The 13,310-nt window shown below is 50.0% G+C and carries 11 protein-coding genes; 5 read left to right on the forward strand and 6 right to left on the reverse strand.

The genetic code is table 11. The annotated features are described in order from the left end of the window. Positions 1–36 precede the first annotated feature (36 nt). Positions 37–2,055, forward strand: a complete 2,019-nt coding sequence (locus tag BZJ19_RS13795; protein WP_077676059.1) for an LTA synthase family protein — start codon at positions 37–39, stop codon at positions 2,053–2,055. A 46-nt stretch (positions 2,056–2,101) separates the two neighbouring features. Here BZJ19_RS13795 and BZJ19_RS13800 read toward each other — a convergent pair whose 3' ends face one another. After that, positions 2,102–3,151: a glycosyltransferase family 9 protein gene (locus BZJ19_RS13800; protein WP_077676060.1), complete on the reverse strand. Its 1,050-nt coding sequence runs from the start codon at positions 3,149–3,151 to the stop codon at positions 2,102–2,104. Positions 3,152–3,247: 96 nt separating this feature from the next. Here BZJ19_RS13800 and BZJ19_RS13805 point away from each other — a divergent pair, with 96 nt between their 5' ends. Together BZJ19_RS13805 and BZJ19_RS13810 are read left to right on the forward strand one after the other, a co-directional pair. Next, a complete protein-coding gene (locus tag BZJ19_RS13805; protein ID WP_077676061.1) occupies positions 3,248–3,649 on the forward strand; it encodes a diacylglycerol kinase in 402 nt (133 codons plus the stop codon). Between the two features lie 73 nt (positions 3,650–3,722). Further along, positions 3,723–5,552 (forward strand): DUF3413 domain-containing protein, encoded by a 1,830-nt coding sequence (locus BZJ19_RS13810; protein ID WP_077676062.1) that lies wholly within the window; start codon positions 3,723–3,725, stop codon positions 5,550–5,552. A gap of 77 nt (positions 5,553–5,629) precedes the next feature. Here BZJ19_RS13810 and BZJ19_RS13815 read toward each other — a convergent pair whose 3' ends face one another. From BZJ19_RS13815 to BZJ19_RS13825, 3 genes are read right to left on the reverse strand one after another with little or no spacing between them, the layout of a single operon-like run. Next, complete coding sequence (locus tag BZJ19_RS13815; RefSeq protein WP_077676063.1) at positions 5,630–6,580, reverse strand: 5-oxoprolinase subunit C family protein; 951 nt, start codon at positions 6,578–6,580, stop codon at positions 5,630–5,632. Further along, a complete protein-coding gene (pxpB, locus tag BZJ19_RS13820) occupies positions 6,565–7,260 on the reverse strand; it encodes a 5-oxoprolinase subunit PxpB (protein ID WP_077676064.1) in 696 nt (231 codons plus the stop codon). The genes BZJ19_RS13815 and pxpB overlap by 16 nt, the downstream gene beginning before the upstream one ends. Further along, entirely contained in the window at positions 7,257–7,988 is a 732-nt protein-coding gene (locus BZJ19_RS13825) for a 5-oxoprolinase subunit PxpA (protein WP_077676065.1), read from the reverse strand. The genes pxpB and BZJ19_RS13825 overlap by 4 nt, the downstream gene beginning before the upstream one ends. Before the next feature lie 288 nt (positions 7,989–8,276). Between BZJ19_RS13825 and trpS the strand changes: the two genes are divergently transcribed. Both trpS and BZJ19_RS13835 read left to right on the forward strand, forming a co-directional pair. Then, positions 8,277–9,314, forward strand: a complete 1,038-nt coding sequence (gene trpS, locus BZJ19_RS13830) for a tryptophan--tRNA ligase (protein WP_077676066.1) — start codon at positions 8,277–8,279, stop codon at positions 9,312–9,314. 221 nt (positions 9,315–9,535) lie between these two features. Then, entirely contained in the window at positions 9,536–11,206 is a 1,671-nt protein-coding gene (locus BZJ19_RS13835) for a methyl-accepting chemotaxis protein (RefSeq protein ID WP_077676067.1), read from the forward strand. Positions 11,207–11,269: 63 nt separating this feature from the next. Here BZJ19_RS13835 and BZJ19_RS13840 read toward each other — a convergent pair whose 3' ends face one another. Together BZJ19_RS13840 and BZJ19_RS13845 are read right to left on the reverse strand one after the other, a co-directional pair. Next, a complete protein-coding gene (locus tag BZJ19_RS13840; protein WP_077676068.1) occupies positions 11,270–12,574 on the reverse strand; it encodes an MFS transporter in 1,305 nt (434 codons plus the stop codon). A gap of 160 nt (positions 12,575–12,734) precedes the next feature. Next, positions 12,735–13,289 (reverse strand): GNAT family N-acetyltransferase, encoded by a 555-nt coding sequence (locus tag BZJ19_RS13845; protein ID WP_077676069.1) that lies wholly within the window; start codon positions 13,287–13,289, stop codon positions 12,735–12,737. Positions 13,290–13,310: the final 21 nt, after the last annotated feature.

Consider the following 13,310-nt stretch of genomic DNA (forward strand, 5'->3'; position numbering starts at 1 on the left):
ATAGTGAAAACTATATATAAAGTATAAGTATAAGGTATGTATCAATATCGCTTTCGTTTTTTATTTATAATGAGTTTTCGCTATATATTGCCAGGGCTTGCCATTCTCACTCTTGGGCGGCTGGCATTATTGTGGTTTGTGAATACTGACATCGAACTGGACACACGCGTTCAAGATTTACTTAGGGCACTATGGGTTGGATTCAGATTTGACGCAAAAGTAGTGGCTATAGGTTTTGCACCATTGATACTCGCTGGCTTATTAAGCCTCACCTCGACACGTCTTTTCCAAAAACTAACAAAAATCTCGAGTTGGTATGCTACTGTCATCTATGCCTTAATGATTCTAGGCTCCGCGATAAATACTTACTATTTTTTAGCATACGGGAATCATCTTGATGTATTCCTATTTGGTTTGTTTGACGATGATAGTCAAGCAATCATGGATACGCTTTGGCAAAGCTACCCATTATTCTCAGGCGTTATGGCCACAATTATTATCGCATTTTTTCTCGGGCATACTTTTTGTGTAAAATACAACTCAAATGAACGTTACCAATCCCTGTCAATAAGATCACATATCATGTATTGCATGGCGATCGCAGCGTTTGTTGTTGCTTATTTTATCGTCGCTCGCGGTTCGATAGAGTCACTACCACTTAAGCGTTATCATGCTAGCGTATCCGAGCTGCCATTACTGAATGCAACAGTGCCCAATGCTTTTATGGCCCTTGATTGGGCATACAGTGATTATCAAAAACAAGAGATCCTCTCCTCGATTGAAGAAAAAGAATTAAGAGAACAAATGTTTGCTGTGCTTGGCAAACCCACTCCCTTTGAAAAAACATTAAATAACGACTATTTAAAAAATAATCCGCCTCATGTCGTTATAACTTTGATGGAGGGAATGGGGATGAATATGTTGGTTGAGGATAATAAAGAGACTAATGACTTGTTGGGAAGACTGCGCCCTTACTTTCAAAAAGAGTTCGTTTTTACGCGTTTCTTGGCTGGTACTTCTGCCACCATTGATAGCATCGTCATGATGCTCTTTCACAGTGATGTCCCCACAATTAGCCATTCAACTTATAGTGCTAAGTCTCTGTCAGATAGTGCCGTAGAACCTTATAATCGTGCAGGATACCAAACCATTTTTATCTATGGTGGTAATGCAATGTGGAGAAATCTATCACGTTACCTTCCGTTGCAAGGCTTTGACCACGTTTACGACGAAAATACAATCATCGACATATTCCCCGAAGCGAAAAAAAGTGCCGGAACATGGGGGGTCGCAGATGAATATACTTTCAAGTTGGCTCAAGAAATACTTGAAAAAGCATCCAAACCAACCTTTATCTATATCATGACGGTGACTAACCACTCTCCTTTTTATGTACCAGATAACTATCAAGCGAAACCAGTCACTGCGAGCCCCCGATTAAAAAGTAGAGTCCATGGTGAAACAGTTGAAGTAAGTACTATGTTAAAAGCCTACCAATATGCTAGCGATGCTTTAGGCGGTTTCATAGAGGCCATTGATGACTCACCACTTTCTGAGCGCACTATTATTGCTGCAACAGGGGATCATCATTTACGATTTTTATCAAAAGGTGCACAGAACGAAATTGCACTGAATTATGCTGTTCCATTTTTTCTTAAAGTACCAAAAAAAATTCTAACTCAAACATCTTATTATTATAACCCAACGCGTATCGGCTCACACCGTGATATTTTCCCTACGCTCTATCACTTTAGCTTATCCAACTCGCTATACTCGAGTTTAGGCGGAGAAAACTTGCTGCAAAAGCAACCTGTCTCTAATTATGGCTACAATAGCTCTGTTGTTATCAATTCGCAGGGTGTATATCGCCTCTCGTCCCCTAAAAAACTCTATCCTTGGCGTACATTACTAACCAACGAACGCGAGGCGATCACAAATTCAGAGCCAAACTGGGGTAGAAACTATCAAAAGCTTCAACATAACTTTCTAAGATTTAGGGTCAACGCCAACAGTGAAAAACATGCGCTGATACGTCCCACTACGACGAATAAGTAAAACAGAAGCGCGTAGGTGCCGCCTTATCATAACCTATGCGCTAACCTCAGTGATATTGCTTCGCCATCATGGTTTCAAACGCGTCGATCACCTGCTGAGTGCCAATGGTGGCCATCACATGATCGCCTTTCACCCGCGTGCTCCATGCTAATTGCTCAACGGGCTTTCCATGTTGCTGTTCAGCAAAGGTTTCATAAACACTGACCACATCCGCGAGGTTGTTGTAAGGGCCGGTCCGCTTCGGGTTGCTATGGCCATAAAGGCCTAAAACAGGCGTGCCTTGAGTAGTCGCCATGTGCGCGGGGCCAGAATCGGGGGCCAGCACCACATCGGCGCGTGCGAGCACCGCAGCTAATTGCTTAAGGCTTGTTTGTCCCACCAAGTTAACCAGTGGCGCGTTAGCGGCGGCAATAATGCGCGCAGCCAGCGTTTTTTCACGCGCAGCCGGCGAACCACAGAGTACCACCTGATAACCTTTACCGACCGCGTAGTCAGCAAATTCGGCATAACGCTCTGGTAGCCAGTTGCGCTCATCTTTACTCGCGGCTGGACTAATCACGATAGTGGGCTTATCACCCAGTTGCGCGTTGGCAAAGGCATGATCGTCTTCAGAAAGTGGTAGTTGCCACTGCGGCGGCGTAACCGGCACGCCCAAATATTGAGTGAAGGCGAAAAAGCTATCTAACACATGGCAAGATTGGGTATCGGGGATCCGTTTATTGGTAAACAGCCACTGTCCCTCTTTCGCTCGGTGGCGGTGAAACCCCACGCGATAGCGCGCGCCGATCCCCACAGTCAATAAGCTAGCGCGTAAAGCAAGCTGCATATGTACTAACGCATCAAACCGACGTCCTTTCAGCTGCCGCCAGACTTGACGCATACCCGCCAAGCCCGCTTTTTTATCAAACACCACCAGCTCCACCCCATCAAGCCCGGCTAAAAGCTGTGCTTCGACTTTACCAACCACCCAAGTGATCTGCGTCTGCGGCCAATGGCGCTGCACGGCTTGAATCGCCGCGACCGCATGACAAACATCGCCAATCGCAGATAGGCGCAAAAAACACAGGGAGCGTGGGGCGTGAGTAAACAGAGGCATAACAAATTCCAATTAAGTTATCGCGCCGATTATGCAGTTGGCTCGGTTAAATGTAAAATGCCAGCCTATCGATCAAATTGTTACGAGAATGTATTTATGGGCGCTAATACATCCCCATCAGAAAAACCGCGAGGGCTGATACGTATCATTAAAGCCACTGGCTATTCTTGGGCTGGATTAAAAGCGGCATATCACCATGAAGCCGCGATCCGTCAAGAAGTTGTATTATTGGCAACGGCGCTAGCCGTATTACTCTGGCTACAATTGCCTGTGATGGAATCTTTGATGATGTTCGGCGTCATTGTGTTAGTGATTATCGTCGAACTGCTTAACTCCGCCATTGAAGCTGTGGTCGACAGAGTGGGTGAAGAGCGTCATGAGCTGAGTGGTAGAGCAAAGGACATCGGCTCTGCGGCGGTGTTTGTCAGTTTGCTTTTAGCCGGTGTAGTCTGGCTTACCACCTTATGGCATCACTTTGGTGTCCAATTGATTCAATAACACACGTCGTCATACAACCCGGCAACGCGTCCATTATGTTGCCGATTGATTAACTTAACTGTGATGAGAAATCATGTCTTTTAAATCGCGACTTCAAACACACAGCTGGTTCATCGCCATTAACGCCCTTGTGTTAATGGCAATAGCCAGCCGCTACTTTGCGTTTCTACCTAGCTTTCCCACTGAGCCACTTGGCATCACCTTTATCGTGGTCAGTACCTTTAGCCAAATGGCCTTACTTGCCGCCATTGTTGGCTTGATAACACTGCCACTGCTATTGCTGCCAACCAAGGTGCGCCAACCGTTGCTCGCCTTGATTGCCTCGGTGGGTGTGATCACGCTTTTCATCGATACCATCGTGTTTGCCCAGTACCGATTCCATATTAATGCCATGGTGTTAGATCTGATCCTCGCTGGGCAGATTGTCAGCTTCCCGCTGATCACTTGGCTGATGGTGATAGGTGGCGTGGTTGCCTGCCTCGCCGCGCAATGGGCGCTACTGGCTGCGTTGTCGCGGACACGGTTTTCCCACCAGCACAAAGTCGGCAAAAAGTTTGCGCTGCTCACGTTTCTCACCTTGCTCGCCACCCACGGGATTCATATCTGGGCTGCGGCCTATGCGTACCAACCCGTGACAACGGTAAAACGTTATTTGCCACTTTTCTATCCAGCCACCGCCAACAGTATGATGCGCAAAAACGGCTGGATTGATGAACAAGCTCTAGCGCGCCAAAAGGCGATGGATGTAGATCGCGAAGCCGACCTTAACTACCCGCTTTCACCATTAGAAACCATCCATGTTGAACAACCGGTGAATATCATGTTTCTGGTGGTTGATTCATGGCGTGCGGATACCTTCAACGCCGACAACACCCCTCACCTTTGGGCGTTGGCACAAAATGGCCGTACCTATTCACATCATCTTGCGACGGGGAACGCCACCCGTACCGGCATTTTTGGCCTGTTTTATGGCATGCCGGGCACCTATTGGCACAGTTTTCTTGCCAATCAGCAATCTCCGGTGCTGATGGACCGTCTGCAGGCGCTCAATTATCAACTAGGTATTTTTACCGCCGCGCAATTGGAAAAGCCGGAATTCAACCAAACCGTGTTTGCCAAGGTGTCCGATTTACGTAACGGCTCTGAGGGGGACTCTCCCGCCGAGCTAGACGCAGATCTCACCCAAGATTGGATCCGCTGGCACCAAAAGCGTGATCCCAATCGTCCCACCTTCTCGTTTTTGTTTTACGATGCGCCCCATGGCTATGATTTTCCTGCGGACTTTACCCCCAAGTATCAGCCGATGCTGGACGAAATTAACTATCTCAAGCTAAATAACGAGACAGACCCGACACCGTTTTTCAATCGCTACAAGACCAGCGTGCGCTACGTTGATAGTTTGGTTGCCCAAGTGGTTGAAGAGCTGAAACAAAGCGGAGAGTTCGACAATACTCTGCTAGTTCTCACTGGTGATCACGGCCAAGAAATGAATGACAACCAGCTGAATTTTTGGGGACACAACAGCAATTTTACTGACCCACAAATTCACGTGCCTTTCGCGCTGATAGGCCCCGGCATCGATGCAAAACAGGTCGATACCGGCAAACAACTCACCAGCCACCAAGATGTTGCACCTACCCTGATGAAGCATTATTTAGGTGTAACGTCCGATCCAGCCAGCTATGCGATTGGTCATGACTTGCTTGCACCAAGTCCCGGTCAAGATTGGGTGTTATCGTCAAACTACAGCGGCTATGCGTTAGTGACCGACGACACTATTTTAGAAGTGGGTGCGGGGGGGCAATATCAATACATGGATAACACCAACCGACCCATAGAAAACGCGTCACCTGACTTTGCGCAAATGGAAAAAGCCCTTGAGCAAATCAGCCGTTTCCGCTAGTCCGTCGCTTGCACGTTAAAGCCTATCCGTTTATGAGCCTCTGTCTTCCAGAGGCTCATCTATCCATTTTCTGCAGGCTATATCCAGTCAAAAAACTGCACAAACTCTTGCCATTGCGCCGATGCATCCGCCAGCCGCGCTGGATAAAAACGCACGGCCTGACCCGGTCGCGTTTGCGCCAACATGCTCAAGCTGGCACGGGTTAAACAGCCAAGCTTAGGATAACCACCGAGTGTTTGCCGATCGTTGAGCAACACAATCGGCTGACCATCCGGGGGCACTTGCACGGCCCCGAGCGCAATGCCTTCGGAAACAATGCCCGGTTGCTTGCTCACGACGCTCGGTCCATTGAGGCGCACGCCCATACGATCACTGTGCTGATCGACCGTGTATTCACCCTCAAAAAATGCCGTTAGCGCCTCGGCGCTGAAGCTATCAAATTGATACCCCGGCACAAGCGCCAGTGGGGTCAGGGCGTTGTAGTCAGGAATAAAACGTGTCGGCACACCGCGCACCCTCGGCAACAGCGCATGTGGTCGACAAGGCAACACCTCTCCTTTGGTGAGCGCCATGCCTCCCGCCTGTTCACCTAATCCGGAATGCAGGCCGCCGAGTTGATTGCGCATCACCGTCGCGGCACTGCCAAATGCGCCATCTACCGTCCACCCGCCACGCACCGCGAGATAGGCGCGCAAGCCACGGCGTGCGTAGCGTAAACTCAGTTCATCACCCGTATTTAGCGTTAAAGTCTGCCACATACCCACGCGCTGACCATTGATACAAGGTTGCATGTCTGCACCGGTGATAGCGATCGAAAGGGCGTGATCAGCACGAAAACGTGCCTGACCCATGGTTATCTCGACAAGCGGTGTATTGGCGGGGTTATCGAGTAAATAATTCGCCCAAGCAAAAGCGTGGCAATCGACCGGCCCGCCTTGGCTTAAGCCAAGCTGGCCCACCCCATAGCGACCTGTGTCTTGCACCAAGCTCAATACGCCGGGGTCGAGCACCGTTAATCCTGCCACCATTGACCTCCTACCGCGCGGTAATCAGACTCTGACATTGGCTCAAAACGGACGGTATCACCTACATCAAACGGCATCATGGGCGATTGACGAGGATTGAATAGCACCTTGGGACAGTTGCCAATAATTTGCCAGCCTGCGGGCGACGCCGCCGGATACACCGCGGTTTGCTGTTGTGCAATGCCCACACTGCCGGCGGGGATCTGATGGCGAGGCGTGGTATGCCGCGGCATGGCTATCGTCTCATCCACCGACGCAAGAAAGGCAAAGCCGGGCGCGAAACCAATCGCACAGACGGTGTAAGTTTGTTGGCTGTGTCGCGCAATCACCTCTTGCTCACTCACGCCAGCAAACTCGGCGACCGCAGCTAAATCGGGCCCAACCGAAGGGTGATAATACACCGGCAATGTCACGTGTTTTCCGCCCACGGCGTCGTCGGTGACTCGCAGTGATTCGCCTTGGTTCATCACCCACGTTTTCAACTTTTCTGGCGGAAGCAAGTGAACATTCACTTCTACTAGAACGCTGGTGTAGGCGGGAATTAACTCAACCACACCACGGCCAAAGTGTTGGCGGATTCGCTCACACAGCGCAGATAACTGTGGGACTAAGGCAAGATCGATTGTATTGCCCAACCGGATCATTACCGTGGTTTCACTGACCTGCTCAACCTTGAGTGTCATGGTGTTAAGGCCTTTCTGAGTTGTTTTATCGCCTCGACCGATTGTGGATTATCTCCATGCACACACACCGTATCCGGCGATAGGGTGAGCGTTTGCCCCTCAAGGGTTGTTACCGTGCCATGTTGAGATAGCTGCAACACCTGCGCAATCATCGCGTTAGCGTCATCTAACACCGCGCCCGGTTGACCGCGCGGCGCTAATTGCCCTGACGCCAGATAGGCTCTATCAGCAAAGGCCTCAAAAATCAGCGGCACACCGACTTGTTGGGCAAGCTGGCGATGCTGACGGTTATCCGGCAGTGCCAGCACCATTAATGGTGTATTGGGCAGCGTATCAGCCACCGCAACCAACACCGCTTCAAAGCAATCATTGTCCACCATCATGGTGTTATACAGCGCACCATGGGGCTTCACATAATCAAGGCTCGCATTAAAGCGTGCACAGATCCCTTGTAGCGCACCGATTTGATAGCGAACGAGGTTACTAATTTGTGCTGGGGTATGATCAATATGGCGACGGCCAAAGCCCTGCTTATCGGCGTAACCGGGATGAGCACCAATACTCACATTGTGCTTTACTGCGAGTGCCACCGTGGCCGCCATCACATCAGGGTCAGAGGCATGAAAACCACACGCGATATTGGCCATATCAATCCACGGCATTAGCGCGCTATCCATTCCCATCGTCCACGCGCCAAAGCTTTCACCCATGTCTGCGTTTAGTTTCATCACTCCCTCGATTTCACTGACTTTGCTTTACCTTACGGCTTTTTAACCCGCGGATAAACCAACAAAATAGTTAGGATGTGAGTCTTGTGTCGTACTCATAAGACTGATAGTTTAAACCACTATGAAAACGGTATTTGATACACACACTCTATTGATTTTTCGCACCCAGTGGTGGCGCGCGCTTTAGCGTGCCATTGAGTCTGGGTATTCATTGGCCGCCGGTAGGCAGTCAATGAGTCGTTTTCAACTTCCCTGTCTCCGTCGGCTTTTATCCTCAAGGAGACACCAATGCACACCCCCTACTCTATCGACAAAAACGCTATCGACAAAAACGACGTTATTCTGACCGGCGATCGCGCCACTGGCCGCTTACATCTTGGTCATTACAGTGGCTCACTTAGCCAACGACTTGCCTTACAAGGACAATGTGCTCAAACCATTCTGGTCGCAGATATGCAGGGATTAACCGACAATGGTCATCAACCAGGTCACGTCGCCACGCATATTTTAGGCTTGGTCGCGGACTATCTCGCGGTTGGGCTTGACCCTGATAAGGTCACAATTTGTCAGCAATCCCAACTTCCCGCACTCGCAGAACTCACCATGTTTTATAGTAATTTAGTGAGTTACGCACGACTGGTCCGCAACCCCACGGTAAAACACGAAATCAACGACAAGCAGTTTGGACAGCAAGTTCCCGTCGGTTTTTTAACCTACCCAATCAGTCAAGCCGCCGACATCACCGCATTTGGCGCTAACCTCGTGCCAGTAGGCGATGATCAACTTCCTATGATCGAGCAAACCAACGACATTGTGCGCAAATTTAATCACGTTGTCGGCGAGCCTGTATTACGCGAATGTCGTGCACTCACCAGCAAAGCATCACGCTTGCCGGGTGTTGATGGTAAAAGCAAGATGTCAAAATCTTTGGGTAACGCCATCTATCTTAGCGATGACAATGACACCATACGTGACGCGGTACGATCCATGTACACAGACCCTCAACACCTACGCGTCTCAGACCCCGGCCGAGTCGAAGGCAATGTCGTTTTTACCTACTTGGATGCTTTCCACCCTGACGCTCAACAAGTCGCCGAACTCAAAGCACATTATCAACGCGGAGGTCTAGGGGATATGACAGTGAAAAACATGCTGACCGATATCTTGACCACCCTGATATCACCCATTCGAGAACGGCGAAAAGCACTAATGAACGCCCCTGATTACTTGCATGGTGTCCTAAAAGATGGGCAACAAAAGGCGCGTATACAGACAGAACAAACATGCCAGAACGTTAAGCGTGCGTTGGGCCTGCTTGTGGGATAAAGAGGTAAGAGGAGTGAGTAAAAAATGGCTTATACTTACTTACCAGTGATGAATCAGATAGTTATCGCAATCTCTTTTGCATAACGAGTTAGACAGATGTGAAAGATTGCAAGATGTTTCCCAATCCACATCAAATAAAAGGGCTTTTTGCGCGGCAAACGGAAAAAATGTCTTCCATACTTTAGCGAAATCGAAACCACAATTAACACAAGGTATCCGGTATGTTGAAGTTAATGCTGCGCGGAAAGCTCTTAGTGCTTGCCATCGTACCTTTGGTATTATCCATTCTCGTTACGTTGTTTATCACTACCTATTACGAGCGAGAGCTGGTCGAAGAGAACATTGCCACTTTTCGAACCAAATTAATTGATGAGCGAAAAATGCAACTGCGGGAAGCGACTGAAATTGCCGCGACTGTAGTAAAAAACGCACAGCAAGCGGGCGGCGATGCTACGCAAAATGTCAAAGACGCACTTCGCGAAGTGACCTTTGGTAAGGCTGGCTACTTTTACATCTACGATAAACAAGGCAACAACGTATTCCATGCCTTAAAGCCAGAGCTAGAAGGCCGGTCCTTGATCAATCTTACTGATCCCAAGGGCAACAAAATTATCGTGGGTCTGCTCGAAGCGGCGCAAAGCGGTGATGGCACCTTCACCTACCTCTATCAAAAACCGGGTACCGATGAACTGATCGAAAAGATTGGCTATGCCGATATGGTCAATAACGGCCAGTGGATGTTGGGTACTGGGGCGTACATTGACGATATTGAGGCGCGCGTTACCGATTTCCGTGAAAATGCAGAGGGAGCATTAGCGGCACAAACTGCGCGAATGATTATTGCAGGTATTCTTATTTTGATCATTACGTTCGTTGCCGTCGCCTTTGTTGCCCAACGGATGTCAATACCGGTGAAAGACATGCTGGACAACCTCAATGATATTGCCGACGGTGATGGAGACCTGACCCAGCGGCTGAAAATTAAAGGCAGTGACGAGATTGCCCTACTTGGGGATGCATTCAACCGCTTTATCGATAAGCTGCAAACCACCATCCGCAGCGTGGTGGATGTCACGGAAAAAGTGAGCCACACCGCACGCACGATTGACGAGCAAACCCAGATGGTTGCCACGCAATTACAGACTCACGATAACGAGACCGAGCAAGTGGTCACCGCTGTTACCCAGATGAGCTCAGCCGCGCAAGAGGTGTCACAGAACGCCACCCAAGTGGCTGATGCCACTAGTGCAGCTACTGACGACGCGCGTCACGCCCAAGAGAAAGTTCAGTTCTCGATCACCTCGATGCAAGCGCTGGTCGAGCAAATGAATACCTCGAGTACACATGTGGATTCGCTGAATGAGCAGTCCCATAAAATTACTGGCGTGCTTTCTGTGATTGGCGATATTGCTGAACAAACCAACTTGCTGGCACTTAACGCTGCCATTGAGGCCGCACGTGCAGGCGAACAGGGTCGCGGCTTTGCCGTGGTCGCTGACGAAGTGAGAACCCTCGCAAGCCGTACGCAAAAGAGCACTCACGAAATTCGCGAAATGCTGGATGAACTTCAGTCATACGTCAATCAGGCTGTTGAGGGGATGAAGCAAAGCAACGATACCTGCCAACAAACCTCGGAGGCATCCAACGAAATTGGTAGCGGCATTGATTCGGTGAGTAATGCCATTACCCAAATCAATGACATGACCAGCTATATTGCCTCGGCTGCCTCGGAGCAAACCACGGTGACCGAAGACATTCACCGTAATCTGGTATCGATTCGCGACATTGTGAGCCAGCTACTTAACGCCAGTAATGACTCGGCACAAGCGGCGACTGACTTAAATCAGACAGGCGAAGAGCTCAAACGTCTGGTGAGCCAATTTAAAGTTTGATTCGTCAAACCAAACGAAAAAGGCGCTGATATTTCAGCGCCTTTTTGCTGCTGGACAATCGGCTTACCGTTCCACCTCAGGCAAGGCGCGCGCCATCAATGCCCCCAGCAAGCCAAGCGCCGATAACACCACAATCACTACCATCAACCCCCACTGGCTCAACCATGCCGTGACGCCGCCCATGAATAAGAGCATGAAGCCAATCAAAGTATTGCTGACCGAGACATAATCGGTGCGCTGATTGCCCTCAGCCATATTCACGATGTAGGTTTTACGGCCAAGGCGTACACCCTCGTGAGCAATGGTCAGGACAAAATAGACGCCAGGCAGTACCCACGGCAAAGAAAACAGCGCGGGATACCAATGACTGATACTCACGACCACCAGCCCCAGTAACGCCGTCACCACGGCAGCCATTATCATTACTTGGCGACTAGATCGATCGGCAAACAGTCCCCAAAAAGGTGCCGACAACAAGCTTGCGATGCCACTAATCGCGACAAAGCTTGCGGTGGTGATCGCCAGCGCTTGGCTATGCTGACTGGCTAACAGCACATAATAGGGCGCGGATAGGGCCGAACAGAGTAACAGTGAACGGGTGATCACAAAGTGGCGTAGACGTCTATCATCCACCAACAAGCGCAGTTTAGAAAGCGCATGCGTGAGCGCATTGGCACCGCCTTCTGTGGCCCCTTCGTATTCATCAACTTGGCTGTAAACCGCTGCGGCAATCCACCAAAGTACTGCGCCGAACGCCAACAGCGCGCAATAGACCCACACATGTTGCTGATCCGAGACACTGAATAATCCGACACCGGCGGCAATCGTCACCGCCCCCGCCAAGCTTGACGACCACCCGTTCAGGCGCCCTCGTTGCGGCTTAGGGATGGTTTTCCCTAACACATCTTTCGAGGCGACCGAGCACAAGCCTCGCGCCAAACTAAATACCATCAGCAAGCCGATAATGCTCCAGCCGGCTACTTGACCGGTTAAAAGTAACGCAGCGATCGCCATGGCTAGGATACACGCCCCTTGAATGACAGAGCCCGCCACCCATGCCCACTTACGTACCGCAAATTGGCGGACATAACCGGCGATACCCAACTGAGGCACTAACGAGCCCGCCTCTCGTATGGGCACCAATAAGCCAATTAACGACAAGGGAGCACCAACCGCGGTGAGCAGCGCTGGCAAGACAATTTTCGGGTTAGATACCGCGTCGCCAATTTTGGTGAGTCCTTGGCTAACGATGATGCGGAAAAAATTGCCCGGAACCTCACGGCACGCACTGCCATCAATGTCTTTACAGGCACGCGCATCTTCTTCATTAAAAAGTTTTTGGTGTAAGTCATCCGCTAATTTGTGCACACTTTCTCCCAGTCTTTTCTTTTTGTTTTTATTCTGCCCTTATTGGCAAGGCACGGCAAAATCAACGTGATAATGTTCATCATGGCGAACCCAAGACCGCCGCGTTGAAAACTGAATATGTTGCTTTAAATACTGCCCATACCGGGTATCGTACCGGCGATTAATCAGCATGGTCTGCCTGCCAGCTGGGCTTCGATATCGCGTATAAGACATGCGTTGCGAGCGGATGATCTGCCGCCAAATGAGGATGCGAAAAGGTAAAGGGGGCCGTTGGTGCCATCCCGAGTTTTTTCATCACTGCTTGTGAGGGCAGGTTACTCTCGGTGGTAAACGCATAAATCGCCGGAAGCTCAACGTCCTCAAAGCCGATGGCGAGTGCTTTTTGTGCCGCTTCAGTGGCATAGCCTTTTCCCCAATGTGGCGACGCTAAACGCCAGCCAATTTCAACAAACGGCTGATGGCCGAGATCGAAGGTGGGACGGTTTAACCCCACAAAGCCAATGAATTCCCGTGTTTCCGTCAGTTCTACCGCCCAAAATCCGAACCCATTATCCGCCAGTTTGGATTGAATATGCGCCGCCATTGCATCGCTTTGGGCGCGTGAAAGCACACTGGGAAAATAGCGCATGACATCGGGGTCTTGATTGAGTGCCGCAAAAGGGGCCAAATCGGACGCTTGCCATGCGCGTAGCGTCAGTCGCTTCGTTGAGTGCATTACCTATCCCATTCCTCGTTA

Source organism: Salinivibrio proteolyticus, assembly GCF_001996165.1.
Lineage (GTDB): Bacteria > Pseudomonadota > Gammaproteobacteria > Enterobacterales > Vibrionaceae > Salinivibrio > Salinivibrio proteolyticus.